Genomic DNA, 19341 nt, shown 5'->3' on the forward strand with positions numbered 1-19341 from the left:
TCAGCCGTCCGGCGTCTCGGGCGCCATGTTCGCGCGCTGGCGCGGCACGCCGAGACCGGTGTCCGGCGGTTCGCCGGCGGCCGGCCTGCCCTCGATCATGTGCAGGGTGCGCCAGCCGCCGAAACGGTAGTAGCCGGCGGCCAGCGCCAGTGAAGTGATCGAGCCGGCCGGAAAGCTCCACCAGAGCGCCTCCTCGCCGATCACGCTCCGGAAGAAATAGGCAAAGCCGGTGCGCACGATCAGCACCGAGATCACCAGGATGATCAGCGGCGGCATCACCGCGCCGGTTGCGCGCACGGTGGCAAACAGCACGATGGTGACGCCGAACAGGATGAACGACCAGGACGCGACATTGTTGATGTGGGCGGCGATGTCGATGGCCGCGCTGTCGGTGCTGAGGAACAGGCTGAGGATCGAACGGTCGAAGAAAAACAGCAGGAAGACCAGCGCGCCGGTCAGCACCAGGTTGAAGCCGACGCCCGAAGCCGCGACCTTGCCGATGCGGTCCCAGCGCCCGGCGCCGACATTCTGCGCGGCCATCGAGGAGACGGCCGCGCCGATGGCGAGCGCCGGCATCTGGATATAGGTCCAGAGCTGCGCGGCGATGCCGTAGGCGGCGGCGACCTGCGACCCGTAGGAATTGACGATGCCCATGACCGTCAACGCCGCGGCGGAAATCACGATCATCTGCAGGCCCATCGGCACGCCCTTGAAGACGACGATCCTGAGCAGCGCCGGATCGGGCCGCAGCAGGGCGAGGTTGGCGCCGGCGAGCCTCAGCGGATGCTTGCGGGCATAGAGCACGATCAGGATGGCGATCACGCTCACCGTCTGGCCGATCAGCGTGGCGGTTGCGGATCCGGCGATGCCGAGCTCCGGGAGCGGCCCGAGGCCGCGGATCAGCAGCGGGTTGAGCACGATGTCGAGGACGACCGCCAGCGCCATGAAGACGAACGGCGTGCGCGAATCGCCGGCGCCGCGCAGCACCGTCATGACGAAGGACAACAGGTTCATCATCGGCACGGCGGCGAAGATGATGCGCAAGTAGGAGCGCGCCAGCGGCAGCGCGTCGGCCGGCGTGCCCAGCGTGTTGAGGATGGCGTCGACCCAGATCCAGCCGCAGACGGCGAACACCACCGAGACGAGGAAGAAGAAGGTGGCGCTGGTGCCGACGATGCGCCGCGCCTCCGGCAGGTCGCGGGCGCCGACCGACTGCGCGACCAGGATGGTGGCGGCCATGCCGATGCCGAACACCGTGCCGAGGATCAGGAACAGCACCAGATTGGCGTTGGAGGTCGCGGTCAGCGCCGCCTCGCCGAGGAAGCGGCCGACCCATACCGCATTGATCGAGCCGTTGAGCGACTGCAGCACGTTGGAGCCGAGCACCGGCAAAGCGAACAGCAGCAGCGTGCGCGGGATCGGGCCGCTGGTGAGGTCGCCGGTGCGCCGGCGGGCAGGCGTCTTGTCGTCCATGGTGGGCTGCTCAGCGCTGGTCTTTGGGTGCGGTCGGCGATGATCGCCGATTTGAGGGGACAGGTCGATGCGAAGCCGGAAAATTCCGCCTGAGCGAAAATCGATTCACACTTTCGGCATCATGCTCTGGCGTGCCTTGATCCAGTCATGTTCTCAAAGCGTGCGGAATGGGCTATTGATCCCGGGTGCGTGGGGCCGCACTCCTTAGATCTTATTGATAGCCGGGGGGATGATGTCCGATAGTTCGCTGTTTTTTGAGCGCCTGAACCGGCGCGCGTTTCTCGGTGCGTCCGCTGTGGGAGCAGCCTCCGTGGCTCTTTCGGCCTGCACCACTACCGACGTGGCGCCACCGGCGGCAGCGCCGCCGCCGCCAAGCGATTCGGCTTTCGGCGCTGCCGAGAGCATGTATGCGGCACGCGTCGACGAGGGCTATCAGCTGCCGGCAATCCCGGTGGACAAGCTCGATCCGAAGTTCGTGCGCCAGATCGTGCCCGACCCGACAGGGGAAAAACCCGGCACGATCGTCGTCGATACCTCCGAGCATTTCCTCTATCTGGTGCGCGACGGCGGCGAGGCCATCCGCTATGGCGTCAGCCTCGGCAAGGCCGGTTTCGGATGGACCGGCAGCGCCGTCGTTCAGGCGCGTAAGAAGTGGCCGGTCTGGACGCCGCCGCCGGAAATGATCCAGCGCCGGCCTGAACTGGCGAAATACAAGGACGGCATGCCGCCCGGTCCGCAGAGCCCGCTCGGCGCCCGCGCGCTCTATCTCTTCCGCGACGGTAAGGACACGATGTACCGGCTGCACGGCACGCCGGAGTGGGATTCCATCGGCAAGAACGCTTCGTCCGGCTGCGTGCGCTTCATGAACCAGGACATCATCGACCTCTACGGCCGCGTCAATGGCGTCGCGCAGGTCTTCGTGCGCCCGAACCTGTCGCCCGCCGGCAAGCTCACGGCCGTGTCGAACAGGACGGCCGAGCCGATCGATGCCGGCGTGCCGAGGGACGCGGAGATCTTGAAGTAGATCGTCGACAAATGGCCTGAAGGCGGACGCGCCCGGCGCGTCCGCCTTTCTGTCGTTAGCTAGTTCGTGGCGAGGTTCGGCAGCGTCACCTGATAGACCAGGAACATGGTGTCGACATCGGCGCCGTCCTCGGCCTTGTAGGGCGCGCCGACCTGGAAGCCGTCCTGGGTCAGGAAATCGTTGTCGTTGGCGACGAACAGGAAGTAGTCGTCGGGCAGCTTGGGATCGAGCACGCTGACCAGCGACATCGCTTCCCACTTCTCCGAGAGATTGTCCTTGTCGTTCGGCTTACCATTGTGCAGACCGAAGCGGCCAAGCTGGGCCCTGTCGTTGATGTCGATGAACGGCGTGACCTTGGCCGGGGCAACCGACGCATCGAGCACGCCCTTCGGCGCCAGCGGCTTGTCGGCGGCGTCGAACGGGCCGCCGGCGATGTCGGTCGCGCCGGACAGGTCGACGATGTTGATCTTGCGATAGAGCGACTCTTCGCCCTTCACACCCTGGCCGTTGCCGCTGTCGCGCGTCAGCATCAGGAAGCTCGTGTTGGAGAGCGCGACGATCTCACTCTGCGCCGCCACCTTGGTCTTGCCCTTGGCGTCCTTGAACACCGGCAACGGCACGACATATTCATGCGCCAGCTTGAGATGGGCGAGGTCGGATGCGTCATAGACCAGCGCCCTGGTGTTCTGGCGCGTCGAGCCGGAATCGCCGCCATCCTGGCGCGGCGCCGACTGCAGCACGGCGATCAGGAACTTGCCGTCCGGCGTCAGCGACATGCCTTCCAGGCCCTGGTTGTTCTGGCGGCCGGTCTCGGGATCCTTCGGATCGGGCTCGGCGGCGCCCGGGCCCGGATTGTCGGAGGCGAAGTTCGGCTTGCCGTGGCGCATTGGCACCAGGGCCGCCGGCGGCTGGGTGGCCGACATCAGGCGGCCCTCGGCCGAGAAGCGATAGATGTTAGGGCCGTACTCGTCGGAGATGAACATGCTGCCGTCCGGCAGGCGCACGATGGCTTCGTCATCCAGCGCCAGCTTGCCATTGTCGGCCTGCGGCAGGATCGGCATGTCGCCGGCGGCGGGGCGGACGCCGTTCAGCGGGTCGAGGCCGGTGGCGTCAACGCCCTTGTCGTCGGTGAGCAGCAGGGTGTCGGCGAGCGTCGCATTGACGCCCGACTGTTCCTGGCCGGCTGCGGGCGCGGCGCCCGGAGGGGTCGGGGCAAGCTCGATCGAAACGGTGTTGAGGCGGGCCCGATAGTCGGTGGTGCCGACGACGTTGTAGCCACGATCCGGCAGCAGCCAGAGCGAGCCCTTGTAGGCGTTGCCGTCACGCGCCCAGCCCTTGGTGTCGATCGCCATGCCGGAACCGGAGCCGAAGGTCTCGCCGAACTTGTCCTTCTGGTTGGCGGGGATGCGGCCGACGCCGACCAGGCCCTTGTTGACATAGGCGACGCCATCGGCGAGCGCCGGGGTGAGGGCTGTGAACAGCGCAAGTGCCGCGCCAAGTGCAACGGTCCGGTTGAGATGTTTCATGGATATCCCCTTGTGACAGAGCATGCCGGAGCGGGTGTCGCATCGACATGCCGCCGGCACCTTCCGCCAAGCGGTCTAGGACTCGAACATGATACCTGCGTGACAGGCCGCGCCGGCGCGTGCCCCGGAACCATTTTCCAATCGCAACCGTTGCAGGCGAGCCCAGGCATCGCCTGCGATGGTCGGTCGAGCCATGGGCTCAGGAGGACATATGGGTTTCGATCAGTATCACGAGCCGGCGGAGGAATTGACGCAGAAGGTGCGGACATTTGCCCGCATGATCACTTCGCTGATCGAGGAGGCGGAGGCGATCAGCTGGTACGAGCAGCGCATGTCGGTGGAAAAGGACGCGCAGGCGCGCGCCATCATGAAAAATGCGCAAGGCGAGGAGTTCAAGCATTTCGGCATGAATCTCGAATTCCTGCTGCGTCAGAAGAAGGACTGGCGGGCAGAGCTGAAGGAAATCCTGTTCACGACCGGCGACATCGTAAAGGCTGGCGAGAAGGGCGAGGAGAAAGTGGACTGAGGTCGATGCGGCTACCCTCGGCGACTATCAGTCGCTCTCTCGCGCGATCAGTTCCAGCGGCCAGACCTCGCGCATGATGCGCGTGCCTTCCGGACCGGCGAAGGCGGGGAGCGATGCAAGCAGCATCTCGGCCAACCGCCGGCCCATGGGCTGCAGCGCCGGGCGGAAGGCGGTCAGCGCCGGCGAGAAATAGCGGCAGAGCGGCGTGTCGACGATGACCGTCACGGCGATGTCGTGGCCGGGCCGGATGCCCATCTCGGCCAGCGCCTTGCAGCCGCCGAGCGCCATAGCGTCGTTGTTGTAGATGATCGCCGTAGGCCGGTCCTTGGAGAGCATCACGCGCGGTGTCACCTGGTAGCCGCCGCCCTCGTTGATGAAGCCGTCGGCGATCAGGCCGGGATCGACCTCGATGCCGTGCCGCCTCAAGGCCTTGCGGTAGCCGTCGAGGAACAGGTAGCCGAAATTGAGATTGAGGGCAGGGCGGACCGCGGCGATGCGGCGGTGGCCGCGCGCCACCAGCCGGTCGACGGCGTCGCTGCCGGCCTTCTCGAAATCGAGGTCGAGGGAAGGGTAGGACTTGCCGCCGGAACGGCTGCGGCCGAGCGTGGCGAAGGGGAAGCCTCTCTCGGTCAGATAGTCGATGCGTTCGTCCTCGCGCCGCGTCCAGGCCAGCACCACGGCGTCGGCGCGGCGCGTCTCGACGACGCGGCGCAGGCGCTCCTGCTGGTAGTCGCCCGGCGCGCCCATGACCACGATCAGGTCGAGGCCGCTTTCGGCGAGCCTGCCCTGCAGGCCGGTGAGGAAGGGAATGAAGAAGGGCTCGCCATATTGCTGGTCGCCCGGATGCGGCTGCAGCATGAAGGCGATCGAGTGGGTGGCGCCTTGCCGGAGGCTGCGGCCGGACTGGTTGGGTGCGTAGTTGAGCTGCTTGGCGGCTTCCAGCACGCGCTGGCGTGTGTCGGCATTGACATCGGCGCGGCCGTTCAGCGCCCGCGACACGGTGCCGATCGAAATGTTCAGGTGACGCGCAAGGTCGTGGATGCTGGACGCCAAGGACGGTTCTCCCCCTGCCTTGGCTAGCACTGGCTGCCGCTCAGGCCAAGGCTTTGGGATGATTTTCGCAAACAGCCGATTGACATTCTACGCTATCGGGTGTGTTCTCGTAAACGTTTACGGAAAAACGTTTACGGTGACGCCGTGGATGCCGTGACGATCGGCCTGGAGGGGTCGAGCGGAGGAGGAGCGCTGGATGAAGGTCGTCCTGGCCGGCTGCGGAGCCATGAGCAAGCAGTGGCTCGATGCCGCGAGGCAGATCGACGGGCTGACGATTGCCGGCCTGGTCGACCTCGACGCCGAACGGGCGCAGGCGAGAGCGCGCGAATACGGGCTTGCCGGGGCCGACATCGGCACCAGCCTCGATGCCGTTCTCGACCAAACCAAGCCTGACGCAGTGTTCGACGTCGTCGTTCCCGCCGCCCGCCGTGACGTCGCGCTCTCGGCCTTTGCCCACAATTGCCATCTGCTGACCGAAAAGCCGCTCGCCGACAGTCCGGAAAATGCGCGCGCCATCATCGAGGCCGCGCGCCGGGCGGCGCGCGTCCATGCCGTCGTGCAGAACCGCCGCTATGTCGCCAATGTCCGGCGCATCCGCCGCCTTCTCGACTCGGGCGCCATCGGCAAGCCGACCAGCATCCATGCCGACTTCTTCGTCGCGCCGCATTTCGGCGGCTTTCGCGAGGAGATGTCCCACGTGCTGCTGCTCGACATGGCGATCCACACCTTCGACGCAGCCCGCTACATGGCCGCCGGCGAGCCGGCCAGCGTCTACTGCCAGGAGTGGGAGCCGGCCAGTTCCTGGTACCGGCAGGGATCGTCGGCGAGCGCCGTCTTCGATTTCGGCGGCGGCAAGGTCTTCACCTATGCGGGCAGCTGGTGCGCCGACGGCTTCCGGACCAGCTGGGAAGGGAGCTGGCGCATCGTCGCCGAGCGCGGCAGCCTGCTCTGGGACGGCTTTGATGGGCTGAAGGCGGAGGTTGTCATTCCGGGCCGCGACGGCCTGTTCGACAAGACCCAGCCAATCGAGGTGCCGCCACTCGACGCATCCGACCGCGTCGACGGCCATCTCGGCATCATCAGGGATTTCATGCACGCGATCGAAACCGGCACCGAGCCGGAAACGCGCGGCACCGACAACATCAACAGCCTGGCCATGGTCTTCGGCGCGATCGAAAGCGCCGAGACCGGACGCCGGGTTGCGATCGCCAGGGATGCGCAATGATGCCAAACCCGCTCCTCGACATCAGGATCGGCACCATGGTCAGGGCCAATCTCGACGACCCGGCCGCCTACATCAAACAGATCCTGCCGCTCGGCTTCGAAAGCATCCAGCCTTTCTTCTGGCAGACGCTGGGCGGCAAGGACCTGCCGCGGCTCGCCGGCCAGATCCGCGAGGCGATCGGCGATGCCGACGTCACCGTCTCGTCGATCGGCGTGTTCGGCAATCCGCTGGAGAGCGGCGAGGTCGACCGCGGCGTGCTCGCGGCCTGGGAGACGGTGATCGATCATGCGCATCTGTTCGGCGCTTCCACGGTCAGCGGCTTCACCGGCCGAATTCGCGGCAAGCCGCTGACCGACAGCCTGCCGCGCTTCCGCGAGGTCTGGGGGCCGCTGGCGAAGCGGGCCGCCGACAGGGGCGTGCGCATCGCCTTCGAGAATTGCGCGATGGATGGCAACTGGGCCAGCGGCGACTGGAACATCGCCCACAATCCGGATGCCTGGGAGCTGATGTTCAACGAATTGCCGGATGACAATCTCGGCCTCGAATGGGAGCCCTGCCATCAGCTCGTCTACCTGATCGACCCGATGCCGCAGATCCGCAAATGGGCGCCGCGCATCTTCCATGTCCACGGCAAGGACGCCACCGTGCGCTGGGACGTCATCCGCGAGCACGGCGTGTTCGGCCGGCTGCCCTTCGTGCAGATGCGCACGCCGGGCTTCGGCGACAGCGACTGGACGCGGGTGATCAGCGAATTGCGGCTGGCCGGCTACAAGGGCGCCATCGACATCGAGGGCTGGCACGACCCTGTCTATCGCGACGACCTGGAGATCACCGGGCAAGTGCGCGCGCTGGATTATCTCAAACAATGCAGGGGAGGTGCCAGCTACCTGCCAAATCCGATGTGAGGCCAAAGTTGATGTGAGGATTGGCCGGCGGGAGGAGCCGGCCGGCCAGTTTTGCGGCGCACTGCCGAAGCGAATGTCGAAAACCCTCGCTTGGCGAGGAAACAAAGGGAGGAACGTGCATGAGCATCGCGTTTAGAACGACACTTCTGCGCACGACCGTCGTGGCCGCAGCCACGGCGCTTGCCGCCGCCATCTCCACCTTGCCGGCGCAGGCGCTGGATGCCCAATGGTGCAAGGACGTCCACATCCGCTTCTTCGTCGGCGGCGCGGAGGGCGACGCCTTCGGCACCATCGTCTACAATGGCGCCAAGCAGGCGGCCGCCGATCTCGGGCCTAAGGTCGACTACATCTTCTCGCAGTGGGATTCCGAGAAGATGGTGCAGCAGTTACGCGAGGCCGTCGCCGTGAAACCCAACGGCATCGCCATGATGGGCCATCCGGGCGACGCCGCGATCATGCCTCTGGCCGAGCAGGCGCACAAGGACGGCATCAAGATGATGTACCAGAACGTTCCGGTGCCGAAGGTGGTGGAAGCGTTCGGCGGCGGCTATGTCGGCGCCCAGCAGGAGCAGCAGGGCCGTGCACTCGGCGCCGAGGCCATCAAGCTCGGCAAGCTCAAGTCCGGCGACAAGGCGATCATGATCGGCCCGTTCGAGAACGAGGCCCGCGGCGCGCGAGAGCGCGGCACGGTGGCCGTACTCAAGGAGGCCGGCATCAGTGTCATCCAGCTGCCGTCACCGCCGAGCGGCGAATGGGCATCCGACCCCAATCTGGCGATTCCGGTGATCACCGCGGCCCTGCTCAACAACCCTGATATCAAGGCGGTCGGCTATCCCGGCGGCCAGATGCTGGGCAATGTCGCCACCTACATGCAGGCGGCGGGAAGAAAGCCCGGCGAGATCTTCAATTTCGGCTTCGACACCAGCCCGCAGATCGTCGAGGGCTTCAAGGGCGGCTGGGTGCAGCTGACGGCCGACCAGCAGCCCTTCCTGCAGGGCTACCTGCCGATCCTCAGCCTCTGCCAGCAGGTAGTGCTGGGTCTGGCGCCGATGAATGTCGATACCGGCGCCGGCTTCGTGACGCCGCAGAATTACGAGATCGTCGCCGAGCTGGCCAAGCAGGCGCTGCGCTGACCTCCCAAGCCGTCGGCCGGGATTTCGCCCGGCCGGCGGGGCCGCCGGCGAGGAGACCGGCAAGACAGACAATCCGAGCGAGGATCGCATGGGCGAACGCATCATCGAACTGCGCGACATCAAGAAGTCGTATGGCCAGGTCTATGCGCTTGGCGGCGTCAACCTCAGCGTCGACCGCGGCGAGGTGGTCGGCCTGATCGGCGACAATGGCGCCGGCAAGTCGACGCTGATCAAGATCCTGTCAGGCGTGGTCAAGCCGACCAGCGGCGAGATCCTGGTGCGCGGCAAGCCGGTCAGCGGATGGAGCGCGGCGCGCTCGCGCGATGCCGGCATCGAGACGGTGTTCCAGGACCGGGCGCTGGCGGTGCAGCAGACGATCGTGCGCAACATCTTCATGGGTCGCGAACTGACCAGCTGGATGGGCTGGCTGAAGGTCAACAAGGAGATCGAGGAGGCGAGCCGGCTGATGCGGGAGATCGGCTTCACCTCGAAAGTGTTCACGCCGCACTCGATCGTCGGCCAGCTTTCGGGCGGCGAACGCCAGGGCGTGGCGATCGCGCGCGCCATCTACAAGCAGGCGGAGCTGATCATCCTCGACGAGCCGACGACGGCGCTGTCGCTGACCGAGACCGCCAAGGTCTTCCACTTCGTGCGCCAGGTGCGGGCGAGCGGCCGGTCGATCCTGTTCATCGGCCACAACATCCACCACGTCTTCGACATTGCCGACCGCTTCGTGGTGCTCGACCGCGGCAAGGTGGCGCTGACCGCCGACCGCAGCCAGATCAAGTCGGCGGAAGATCTCATCAACTTCATGGAAGACGTGGCGCATCCGGGCGGCCTGCCCGGACTGCACGAGGCGGGCGAAGCGGAGCAGGGAGCGCGATGAGCAAGGCCATGGAACCCGATCTGCAATCTCCCCTGGGAAGAACAAGCGGCCAGGCAGGCAAGGAATGGAGCCATCCATCCGACCACTGGCTGCGCGGCTTCGTCATCGACAACCGCGCCGCGCTCGGCACGCTCGGCGTGTTCATCTTCATGATGGCGGTGTTCATCATCGCCAATCCGACGGTGTTCACCACCTGGTATCTCTACAGCTCGGTACTGACGACGCTTCCCGTTGCGCTGTTCGTGGTGGTGCCGCTGGTCTTCGTCGTCACCTGCGACGAGATCGACCTGTCGTTCCCGGCAACGATGGGTTTTGCCTCATGGGTCTTCGCACTGGTCGTGCAGGCCGGCTATGATCCGTTCCTCGGCATCGCCGCCGCGCTGGTCACCGGCACGCTGCTCGGCTTCCTGGTCGGATCGCTGGTCGTCTATGGCGGACTGTCGTCGCTGATCGCCACGCTCGGCATGAATTTCCTGTTGCGCGGCCTGATCCAGATCATCAACGAGGGCAGGTCGATGGCGCTGACCGGCCTTGCCGACAGCTCAGCCTACAAGATCTTCTCGAGCCAGCTCTGGGGCATCCCGGTGCAGGTCTTCTGGGCCATCGCCTTCGTCGTTTTCTCGGCGCTGCTCTACAACCGCCACCGCTTCGGCGCGCAGGTGAGGGCAGTCGGCGACAATCCGGACAGCGCCAAGCAGATGGGCATCGACGTCAAGCGCGTCAAAGTCAAGGTGTTCGTCTTCACCGGCATCGGGGCGGCGATCGCCGGCACCTTCTCGGTGATGATCAACTTCACCTGGTGGCCGACGGCCGGCGACGGCTATCTGCTGCCGGTGCTGGCCTCGGTGTTCGTCGGCGGCACGCCGACCTGGGGCGGCATCGGCACGGTGGTCGGCGGCGCGATCGGCGCGGTGACCGTGTCGTTCATCCAGACCGGCGTGGTGGCGGCGGGGCTGAGCGGCTTCTACGTGCAGTTCTTCAACGGGCTGATCATCATCTTGTCGCTGCTCGGCCATAAGTGGAACCAGGCGAGGTATCGGTGAGGGAATTGCTCACACGCCGGTGACAAAGCCGTCCAGCACGCGTTTCTGGCCGGCCTTGTCGAAGTCGATGGTGAGCTTGTTGCCTTCGATTGCCGCAATGTTGCCGTTGCCGAATTTCTGGTGGAAGACGCGGTCGCCGACGCTGAAGGCCGACGGCTTGTCGGCGACGGACTTGGCGACCAGTTCGCCGTCGATGGTGCGACCCTTGACGCTGGTGCGGCCGGCGCCGTAGCCGCTGTCGGTCTCGCCATAGCCGATGCGCTCGACCTGGTGGCCGGAGCGCGTGCCCCAGTTGCGATCGGTGGCCTCGGTGCGGTTGGCCTGCGCGCGCTGCCAGCCCGGCGTCGAATAGGTGTTGGAGAAGGATTTTTCCTCGCCGATATTGTCGAAGCGCGAGGCGCCGTAGGGGTTCTGCCGGCCGCCGCGTCCGGAGGCGAACGAGCCGCCGCCGTAGCTGTTGCCGTAGCCGCCATAGGAGTTGCCGCTCTCGGCGACCTCGACATGGGTTTCCGGCAATTCGTCGAGGAAGCGCGACGGGATGGTCGATTGCCACAGGCCGTGGATGAGGCGGTTGGAGACGAACCAGATGTGCAGGTTCTTCTTGGCGCGTGTCAGGCCGACATAGGCGAGGCGGCGCTCCTCCTCGAGGCCGGAACGGCCGCCTTCGTCGAGCGCGCGCTGGTGCGGGAACAGGCCTTCTTCCCAGCCGGGGAGGAAGACGGTCTCGAACTCGAGACCCTTGGCCGAATGCAGCGTCATGATCGAGACTGCATCGAGCGACTCGCTCTGCTCGGCCTCCATGACCAGCGCGACATGCTCGAGGAAGGCGCGCAGCGATTCGTACTCCTCCATGGAGCGGATCAGCTCCTTGAGGTTTTCCAGCCGCCCGGGCGATTCGGCCGAGCGGTCGTTCTTCCACATGTCGGTGTAGCCGCTCTCCTCCAGGATGGTCTCGGCGAGCTCGGTGTGCGGCGTGGTCTCCAGCGCCTTTTGCCAGCGCTCGAAATTCGCCGCGACCTCGCGCAGGGCGGCGCGCGGCTTCGGCTTCATCTCGTCGCTTTCGGCGAGGTTGCCGGCGGCTTCCAGCATCGGGATGCGCAGCGCCCGCGCCGTGTCGTGGATCTGGCGGATCGTGGCTTCGCCGAGCCCACGCTTCGGCACATTGACGATGCGCTCGAAGGCGAGGTCGTCGCCGCCATTGGCGACGACCCGGAAGAAGGCAAGCGCGTCGCGGATTTCCATGCGCTCGTAGAAACGCGGGCCGCCGATGACGCGGTAACTCAGGCCGAGCGTGATGAAGCGTTCTTCGAAAGCGCGCATCTGGAAGGATGCGCGCACCAGGATCGCCATGTCGTTTAGATTGTGCTTCTGCCGCTGATAGGCCTCGATGGTCTCGCCGACGGCGCGCGCCTCTTCCTCCGAATCCCAGGCGGCATGGACATGCACCTTGTCATCCTCGGGATCGTTGCGGTCGGTGAACAGCGTCTTGCCGAAGCGGCCTTCGTTGAAGGCGATGAGATGCGAGGCCGCACCGAGGATATGCGCGGTCGAGCGATAGTTGCGTTCGAGCCTTATGATGGTGGCGCCGGGGAAATCCTTGTCGAAGCGAAGGATGTTGTCGACTTCGGCACCGCGCCAGCCATAGATCGATTGGTCGTCGTCGCCGACACAGCAGATGTTGACGGTGGCCGGGCGGGAATTCCCCTCCCCCTTGAGGGGAGGGTGGCCGGGCGAAGCCCGGTCGGGTGGGGTCCTCGCGGCAGTGCTCGACGCCCCTGTGCTCGATGACCGGGCGGTGCCTTCTGTGGCGACCCCCTCCGCCCGCTTCGCAGGCACCTCCCCCTCAAGGGGGGAGGATTGCGGCCGCTGCGCCAGCAGGCGCAGCCACATATACTGCGCGGTGTTGGTGTCCTGGTACTCGTCGACGAGGATGTATTTGAAGCGCCTGTGGTAGTCCTTCAGCACATCCGGGTAGGCGCGGAAGATGCGGATCGGATGGCAGAGCAGGTCGCCGAAATCGCAGGCGTTCAGGGTCTGCAGCCGCTCCTGATAGGCCTTGTAGAGCTCGCGCCCCTTGCCGTTGGCGAAGCTGCGGGCGTCGCCCTCGGGGATGTCGGCGGGGCCGAGGCCCTTGTTCTTCCAGCCGTCGATCATCTGCGCGAACTGCTTGGCCGGCCAGCGCTTGTCGTCCAGCCCCTCGGCCTGGATGAGCTGCTTGATCAGACGCACGACATCGTCGGTGTCGAGGATGGTGAAATCGGATTTCAGCCCGGCGAGCTCGGCGTGACGGCGCAGCAGCTTGACGCCGATCGAGTGGAAGGTGCCGAGCCACGGCATGCCCTCGACATTGCCTTCGCCGATCAGATGGCCGATGCGCTGCTTCATCTCGCGCGCCGCCTTGTTGGTGAAGGTGACGGCGAGGATCTGCGAGGAGAAGGCCTTGCCGGTGGCGAGGATGTGGGCGATGCGGGTGGTGAGCACGCGCGTCTTGCCGGTGCCGGCGCCGGCCAGCACCAGTACCGGGCCTTCGGTGGTCTCGACCGCCAGCCGCTGCTCGGGATTCAGGCCCTTCAGATAGTCGGGCGCGCTGTTCTGACCGCTGCGGGCGGCCATGGCGCGCGCGGCTATGCCGGACGGGGCCGCGGGCCGCGCATTCGGTTCGTCAAAGAAGGGCATGTCTTCCGCAAAGCCGGACATTGCCCCCGAATGTAGTGATTCGGCAGCGAAAGGCCAGAAGTGTCTACGTTTTGTTCTGGTTTGGCGACACGATTGCCGGGCGTGGTGGCTTTTCCAGCGCCCGGCAAGCGCCTCGAAGCGCTTATCCGGCGGCTGCCCGCATGCGCTCGCCTATCTTGTCGGCCACGTAGCCGGCATCGCGCGCCGCGCCGTGGATCATGGTGGAGGAGGTCGATTGCTGGAAATGCAGGCCGCAGACATACAGTCCCGGCTCGCCTTCGACGGCACCACGATACTGCTTCACCCGGCCGGTGCCGTCGAAAATCGGCAGCTTGATCCAGTCGAGCCCGGCCTGGAACCCGGTGCACCAGATAATGTTCGCAACGTCGAGAAGCTGGCCGTCGTCGAGCAGCGGCTTGCCGTCGCGGGCACCGGCGACGCGGGCGACCCGGCGGACGCCGGCGGCGTCCAGATCCTGCGGCTTGACCCGGATCAGCGGCAGGCCATGCGACAACTGCTCCGGCTTGGCCCTGCGGCCCATCGGCGTATCGACGGTGAGCAAACGGTGGAAAACGATGCGCAGGACGACCGGCAGGACCAAACGCATCGCGAAGTAGCCATTGTAGGCGACCGGGATGTGGCCTGGATGGCGGCCCGACAGCCACACTTGATGCGTTCGCGCGACATCCATGGCGATTTCCGCACCGGAATTGCTGGCGCCGACCAAAAGCACGCCACCTGCCTTGAGCTGTTCCGGATTCTTGTAGGCAACCGAATGCAATTGCCGGATCGACGGATCGAACGACGCCGCGAAATCCGGGATCTTCGGCTTCTGGTAGCTCGAGGCGGCGGCGACGACGTGCTTGGCGATGTAGCGGGTCCGGCCTGATGTGACGACGTAGCGCTCGCCGGAACGGGTCACCTCGTCGACCTTGACGCCAGTGCGCACCGGCAAGGCAAACCTCCGCGCATAGGCCTCGAGATAGTCGGCCATTTCGTCCTTGGTCGGGAACGAATAGCGGGCGGCGGGGAACGGCATGCCGACCAGACCGTCGAAGCGCGCCGGGGTAAACAGGCGCAGCGAATCCCAGCGCGAGCGCCAGATATCGCCGACGCGTTCGCGGCCCTCCAGGATGACGAACTTCACCCCCTTGCGGGCCAGGTGATAGCCGACGGAAAGACCGTTCTGGCCGGCGCCGATGACCACGACGTCGACATGTTCTTCCCTGAGCGCGGGCTGCGTTTCGTCGCCTGATGATGGATCGCTGCCGGTTGCCTGCAGCGCATCGGCCTCCAGATGCATGAAGGCCGCGCCCTGTTCCAGCAGGGCGCCGGCGCGTGCCCTGGTCTCGGCGATGCGGATATTGAGACGGCTGCGCAGGGTCATCGCCTGCATCGCGGCCGTTCCGGATATCGAAGTCGGGTTCATGATCGCTCCATTTGGTTCGTCACTGGCGGACCAAAAATAAGGGAACGGCGCCGCGGCGCTTCGGGGAGACACCTCACGAGTCAGAAAAATGCGATGGGGATTTTTCCCCATGCCGCCAGAGCGTTTCATCGTTTCACGGAAACGCCGAACCGCTCAATCTCTTTGCTTTGACGCAATTCCGGACGGAAAACCGTTTCACACTTTTCCTGGAATTGCTCGAGGTCAGAAAATCGTTGCGTTAGAGCAGGCCGTTCTGAAAGCCGTAGGCTGTGGCAGCCGCGCGCGAGTTGACCGCCAGCTTGTCGAATATGTTGCTGAGATGACGGTCGACGGTCTTTTCGCTGAGGCCAAGGTCGGTTGCTATCGTCCTGTTGGTCTTGCCGGTGGCGACAAGGCCAAGAACTTCGATCTCGCGCCGGGTCAGCCCATGCGAAGGCAAGCTCGTCGGCCGGGTCAGCGCGGCGACCCGGGCGAGGTCGGGGGCGGCGCCGAGGCCGGCAAAAACCGTACGGGCGGCATCGAATTCGAGCTCGGTGCCGTCTTCGTCGCCAAGCATGCGGCAGGCCTGCCCTGCAAGCACGCGCAGCCGCGCCTCGAGATAGGGAGCGCCGGCACGCTGCCAGGTCGTCAGCGCGGCGCGGATATGGCCGAGCGCGGTCGCGGCGCTGCCTTCGTGCAAGTCGATCTCGCCTCTCGCCTGCGAGGCCATCGCCGCCAGGATGTCGGTCGCGAAACGGCTGGCGATCGCTTCCAGCTCCTGGCAGGCGTCGCGTGCCTCCTCGATTGCGCCGGCGGCGATCATGATCTCGACCAGCGCCGGCAGCAGGCGGGCGCGGCCGAGTGGAGCCTTGGTCGTGGCGAGCACGCGGCGAAGGGTTGCCGCAGCCTGTTCGGCCCGGCCCTGCGCCAGCCGCAGCAGCGCCATGCCGGGCTGCGGTTCGAGCCCGAGCCTGCTGGCAGTGCGGTAGAGGTCCTCGGCGGCGGCGAACTCGCCGCGCAAGCGATGGATTTCGGCCTCCTGGTAGGCCGCGCCCGCCGCCGCCTCGCTGGCGGTGGTATGGGCCAACGACGTCGTCGCGCGGCGTGCCTCGGCGATCGCGTCCTGCCAGGCGCCGTTCAATTCCATGATCTCGGCGCGGTGCAAAAGGCAGACGCCGTTGAACTGGACAAGCTGCGGCTGCGTTCCGCACCAGTTCGACAGCGCCTCGGTCCATTCGCGCGAGCGGTCGAGCGCATAGACCTGCCGGCATGCGGCGATGAGGTTGCAATAGATGAGGCCGGTGACGATGGGCGAGAGCTTTCCGTCGACGGCCGGCAGCATGGCCTCGTCGAGCGAGGCGATGCCTTCGTCGATCCGGCCCTGCCGCACCAGCGCACGGCCGAGATAGCATCTGGCGAAGGCGACGAGGTCGATATCGCAACAGCGCTCGCCGATCGCCAGGGCCTGGCTCGCCAGCGGCGCGGCGGCCGGATCGTTACCCGTCATGAGTTCCTTCTGGGCCGCCAGCAAGATCAGATAGCCATGCGCCGCGCATTCGCGACCGAAGCCGTCGGCCAGGCGCTGGGCCTGCTGGATGCAGGCCGTCGCGTGGCCTTCCTCGCCGAGGGCGAGAAGGCGGAAGCCGCGAAAGAACGCCCAATACGCCGCCCGGTCGTAACGGCCCGCTTCGACATAGGCCTCGAACAGGCGGTCACCGGCGACCTGGCTGTCCTGATCGCGGTCGAGCATGGCGGCCGACCAGAGCTGCCGTTCGAGATCGTCCGGACCCAGCGGCGCGATCGCGTCCATGGCCTGCAGAAGCGCGAACGCATCCGCCCATGCCCGCTGCGCGTAGGCGTGGCGGGCCTTTTCAAGCAACGAGGCGGCGTCGGCCTTCATCGGCAAAGCATAGCATCGCCCGATTGCCGGCAGAAGAATGGCGACCGCCAGGCTTCGTCATTTCGACGTGAACGGCAGGACCGAGCAATGCCCGCGACATCGTTGGATATTGTCCTGCTAATTTGACACCTCGCGCGAGCGGGCAGAAAACTACGGCGGCGAGGTGAAACAGACTCGAAAGCGCGTTACGGTTGCATTTGGCGACGGCGGTTTCCGGACGCTCGCCTGCTGCGCCTGAAGGAGTGTCGTCATGGCAACCATCCTCACCGCCGTAATCCTTGCTCTCATCGGTCTGGTTCTTGGCGGCGGCGGCATCCGGTTGGCGATGCTCGGCGGCAGCTGGTACTACGTCATTGTCGGCCTTGCTTTCCTCATCACCGCCTGGCTCCTGTTCCGGCGCAGGTCGACAGGACTTTGGCTCTATGCGGCGATCGTGATCGGCACGCTGTGCTGGGCGGTGTGGGAAGCCGGCTTCGACTGGTGGGATCTGGGTCCGCGCGGCGGCGTCATCGTGCTTTTGGCGCTGTGGCTGCTGACGCCATGGGCGAGGCGAGGGCTCACCGGTCCCGATGGACGCGCGCCGCTGATCCTGGCGGTGCTGGCCTCGCTGGCCGTGGCCGGCTATTCGATGACCGCCGACCCAAAGGACATTGCCGGCGAGCTCAGCGCCGACAAGGTGACGCCGACGGCCGATCTCGGCGGCAACGTGCCGGAAGGCGAATGGCACTTCTACGGGCGCACGCCCTTCGGCCAGCGCTATTCGCCGCTCAACCAGATCACCGTCGACAACGTGGCTTCGCTGCAGCCGGCCTGGACCTATCGTACTGGCGACGTGAAGGGTCCGGACGATATCGGCGAGACGACCTATCAGGTGACGCCGCTGAAGATTGGCGATGCGCTCTACATCTGCACGCCGCACAATTTCGCCATCGCCATCGATGCCACGACCGGCAAGGAGAAATGGCGCTTCGACCCGAAGATCAAGCTCGATCCCAACCGGCAACACCAGACCTGCCGCGGCGTGTCCTATTATGCCGACGGCAAGATCGCCGCCGGCGAGCCATGCGCCGCGCGCGTCTATCTGCCGACCTCCGACGCGCGGCTGATCGCGCTCGACGCCGCGAACGGGCAGGTGTGTGCCTCCTTTGCGGAGGGCGGCACGCTGAACCTGCTCGCCAACATGCCGTATCCGAAGTCGGGCTACTACTATTCGACCTCGGCGCCGCTCATCGTCGGCGGCAAGATCATCGTCGGCGGCGCGGTCAACGACAATTATTCCACGCAGGAACCGTCGGGCGTCATCCGCGCCTTCGACGTCGACAGCGGCGCGCTGCTGTGGAACTGGGATTCCGGCAATCCGGACCAGACGACGCCGCTGCCGGCCGGCCAAAACTACACCAACAACTCGCCCAACATGTGGTCGACGCCGAGCGCCGACGAGAAGCTCGGCCTGCTCTACGTGCCGCTCGGCAACCAGACGCCGGACCAGCTCGGCGCCGGGCGCAGCGCCAATGTCGAGAAATTCTCGTCCTCGATCACCGCGCTCGACCTCAACAGCGGGCAGGTGCGCTGGGTGCGGCAGACCGTGCATCATGACCTTTGGGACATGGACGTGCCGGCGCAGCCATCGCTGGTCGACATCACCACGTCGAGCGGCGTCGTGCCGGGGCTGGTCGGGCCGACCAAGCAGGGCGATCTTTACGTGCTCGACCGGCGCAGCGGCGAGCCGATCATTCCCGTCAAGGAGGTGCCGGCGCCGGGCGGCGCGATCGAGGGCGACCACACTTCGCCGACGCAGCCGGAATCGGACCTCTCCTTCAATCCGAAGCCGCTGACCGGCGCCGACATGTGGGGCATCACCATGTTCGACCAGCTGGCCTGCCGGATCGAGCTCAAGGGCCTGCGCTACGAGGGTCGCTACACGCCGCCATCCGTGCAGGGCTCGCTGGTCTATCCCGGCAATTTCGGCGTCTTCAACTGGGGCGGCGTGGCAGTCGATCCGGTCCGGCAGGTGATGTTCGGCATGCCGACCTATCTGGCGTTCAAGTCGCAGCTCATCCCGCGCGACCAGGTGCCGCCACCGGACGAAGGACGCGGCAGCGAACAAGGGCTCAACCGCAACGAGGGCGCGCCTTACGCGGTGGTGATGGGGCCGTTCCTGTCGCCGCTCGGCATCCCTTGCCAGGCGCCGCCCTGGGGCTATGTCGCCGGCGCCGATCTCAGGACCGGCAAGATCGCCTACAAGCACCGCAACGGCACCGTGCGCGACATGACACCGCTGCCGCTGCCGTTCAAGGTCGGCGTGCCTGGCATTGGCGGGCCGATGATCACCGCCGGTGGCGTCGCGTTCCTGGGGGCGGCTGTCGACGACTATCTGCGCGCCTATGATCTGACGACCGGCAGGCAGCTTTGGAAGGCCAGGCTGCCGGCCGGCGGCCAGTCGACGCCGATGACCTATACGGTCGCCGACGGCCGCCAGTTCGTGGTCATCGTCGCCGGCGGCCACGGCTCGGTCGGCACCAAGCCGGGTGATTATGTGATGGCTTACGTTTTGCCGAAGTGA

Annotated in this window: 14 protein-coding genes; 8 read left to right on the forward strand and 6 right to left on the reverse strand. The window is 66.0% G+C overall.

From position 1 onward, the window contains the following. Window positions 1-1473, reverse strand: a complete 1473-nt coding sequence (locus EN786_RS09410) for an MATE family efflux transporter (RefSeq protein WP_127286178.1) — start codon at window positions 1471-1473, stop codon at window positions 1-3. Between the two features lie 232 nt (window positions 1474-1705). Between EN786_RS09410 and EN786_RS09415 the strand changes: the two genes are divergently transcribed. Continuing rightward, window positions 1706-2497: a L,D-transpeptidase gene (locus EN786_RS09415; protein ID WP_135908256.1), complete on the forward strand. Its 792-nt coding sequence runs from the start codon at window positions 1706-1708 to the stop codon at window positions 2495-2497. Window positions 2498-2556: 59 nt separating this feature from the next. On the opposite strand, the gene EN786_RS09420 is transcribed toward EN786_RS09415, so the two are convergent. Beyond that, the gene (locus EN786_RS09420) at window positions 2557-4023 is read right to left on the reverse strand and encodes an esterase-like activity of phytase family protein (protein ID WP_127310370.1); all 1467 of its coding nucleotides are present in this window, start codon (window positions 4021-4023) and stop codon (window positions 2557-2559) included. A 211-nt stretch (window positions 4024-4234) separates the two neighbouring features. On the opposite strand from EN786_RS09420, the gene EN786_RS09425 reads away from it, so the two are divergent. Then, window positions 4235-4549, forward strand: a complete 315-nt coding sequence (locus tag EN786_RS09425; RefSeq protein ID WP_127286181.1) for a hypothetical protein — start codon at window positions 4235-4237, stop codon at window positions 4547-4549. 27 nt (window positions 4550-4576) lie between these two features. Here the strand turns inward: EN786_RS09425 and EN786_RS09430 are convergent, their stop codons facing one another. Beyond that, entirely contained in the window at window positions 4577-5602 is a 1026-nt protein-coding gene (locus tag EN786_RS09430) for a LacI family DNA-binding transcriptional regulator (RefSeq protein ID WP_127286182.1), read from the reverse strand. Window positions 5603-5798: 196 nt separating this feature from the next. Between EN786_RS09430 and EN786_RS09435 the strand changes: the two genes are divergently transcribed. The 5 genes from EN786_RS09435 to EN786_RS09455 all read left to right on the forward strand — a co-directional run bounded on the left by EN786_RS09435 (window position 5799) and on the right by EN786_RS09455 (window position 10794). Next, on the forward strand, window positions 5799-6827 hold the full coding sequence (locus EN786_RS09435) for a Gfo/Idh/MocA family oxidoreductase (protein WP_127310369.1): 1029 nt from the start codon (window positions 5799-5801) through the stop codon (window positions 6825-6827). Beyond that, complete coding sequence (locus EN786_RS09440) at window positions 6824-7732, forward strand: sugar phosphate isomerase/epimerase (RefSeq protein ID WP_127286433.1); 909 nt, start codon at window positions 6824-6826, stop codon at window positions 7730-7732. Before EN786_RS09435 ends, EN786_RS09440 begins: the two co-directional genes overlap by 4 nt. 119 nt (window positions 7733-7851) lie before the next feature. Beyond that, complete coding sequence (locus EN786_RS09445; RefSeq protein WP_127286432.1) at window positions 7852-8865, forward strand: substrate-binding domain-containing protein; 1014 nt, start codon at window positions 7852-7854, stop codon at window positions 8863-8865. Window positions 8866-8953: 88 nt separating this feature from the next. Beyond that, the gene (locus tag EN786_RS09450; protein WP_127286431.1) at window positions 8954-9751 is read left to right on the forward strand and encodes an ATP-binding cassette domain-containing protein; all 798 of its coding nucleotides are present in this window, start codon (window positions 8954-8956) and stop codon (window positions 9749-9751) included. After that, on the forward strand, window positions 9748-10794 hold the full coding sequence (locus tag EN786_RS09455) for an ABC transporter permease (protein ID WP_127286430.1): 1047 nt from the start codon (window positions 9748-9750) through the stop codon (window positions 10792-10794). Before EN786_RS09450 ends, EN786_RS09455 begins: the two co-directional genes overlap by 4 nt. Before the next feature lie 9 nt (window positions 10795-10803). Here the strand turns inward: EN786_RS09455 and EN786_RS09460 are convergent, their stop codons facing one another. From EN786_RS09460 to EN786_RS39265, 3 genes are all read right to left on the reverse strand, one after another. Further along, on the reverse strand, window positions 10804-13491 hold the full coding sequence (locus EN786_RS09460; protein ID WP_135908258.1) for a UvrD-helicase domain-containing protein: 2688 nt from the start codon (window positions 13489-13491) through the stop codon (window positions 10804-10806). A 121-nt stretch (window positions 13492-13612) separates the two neighbouring features. Further along, window positions 13613-14899 carry an FAD-dependent oxidoreductase gene (locus tag EN786_RS09465; RefSeq protein ID WP_245478472.1) on the reverse strand — a complete coding sequence of 429 codons (1287 nt, stop codon included), beginning with the start codon at window positions 14897-14899 and terminating at the stop codon, window positions 13613-13615. A gap of 238 nt (window positions 14900-15137) precedes the next feature. Next, window positions 15138-16778, reverse strand: coding sequence for a helix-turn-helix transcriptional regulator (locus EN786_RS39265; RefSeq protein WP_127311892.1), 1641 nt, complete (start codon window positions 16776-16778; stop codon window positions 15138-15140). A gap of 250 nt (window positions 16779-17028) precedes the next feature. On the opposite strand from EN786_RS39265, the gene EN786_RS09480 reads away from it, so the two are divergent. Then, complete coding sequence (locus tag EN786_RS09480) at window positions 17029-19341, forward strand: glucose/quinate/shikimate family membrane-bound PQQ-dependent dehydrogenase (protein ID WP_135908260.1); 2313 nt, start codon at window positions 17029-17031, stop codon at window positions 19339-19341.

This window comes from Mesorhizobium sp. M4B.F.Ca.ET.143.01.1.1, assembly GCF_004792275.1.
Taxonomy (GTDB): Bacteria; Pseudomonadota; Alphaproteobacteria; order Rhizobiales; family Rhizobiaceae; genus Mesorhizobium; species Mesorhizobium abyssinicae.

Bases quoted from the DNA above. Each gene is read 5' to 3' on its own strand.
- EN786_RS09410 (WP_127286178.1), bottom strand. From the start codon at position 1,473: ATGGACGACAAGACGCCTGCCCGCCGGCGCACCGGCGACCTCACCAGC.
- EN786_RS09415 (WP_135908256.1), top strand. From the start codon at position 1,706: ATGTCCGATAGTTCGCTGTTTTTTGAGCGCCTGAACCGGCGCGCGTTT.
- EN786_RS09420 (WP_127310370.1), bottom strand. From the start codon at position 4,023: ATGAAACATCTCAACCGGACCGTTGCACTTGGCGCGGCACTTGCGCTG.
- EN786_RS09425 (WP_127286181.1), top strand. From the start codon at position 4,235: ATGGGTTTCGATCAGTATCACGAGCCGGCGGAGGAATTGACGCAGAAG.
- EN786_RS09435 (WP_127310369.1), top strand. From the start codon at position 5,799: ATGAAGGTCGTCCTGGCCGGCTGCGGAGCCATGAGCAAGCAGTGGCTC.
- EN786_RS09440 (WP_127286433.1), top strand. From the start codon at position 6,824: ATGATGCCAAACCCGCTCCTCGACATCAGGATCGGCACCATGGTCAGG.
- EN786_RS09445 (WP_127286432.1), top strand. From the start codon at position 7,852: ATGAGCATCGCGTTTAGAACGACACTTCTGCGCACGACCGTCGTGGCC.
- EN786_RS09450 (WP_127286431.1), top strand. From the start codon at position 8,954: ATGGGCGAACGCATCATCGAACTGCGCGACATCAAGAAGTCGTATGGC.
- EN786_RS09455 (WP_127286430.1), top strand. From the start codon at position 9,748: ATGAGCAAGGCCATGGAACCCGATCTGCAATCTCCCCTGGGAAGAACA.
- EN786_RS09460 (WP_135908258.1), bottom strand. From the start codon at position 13,491: ATGTCCGGCTTTGCGGAAGACATGCCCTTCTTTGACGAACCGAATGCG.
- EN786_RS09465 (WP_245478472.1), bottom strand. From the start codon at position 14,899: ATGAACCCGACTTCGATATCCGGAACGGCCGCGATGCAGGCGATGACC.
- EN786_RS39265 (WP_127311892.1), bottom strand. From the start codon at position 16,778: ATGAAGGCCGACGCCGCCTCGTTGCTTGAAAAGGCCCGCCACGCCTAC.
- EN786_RS09480 (WP_135908260.1), top strand. From the start codon at position 17,029: ATGGCAACCATCCTCACCGCCGTAATCCTTGCTCTCATCGGTCTGGTT.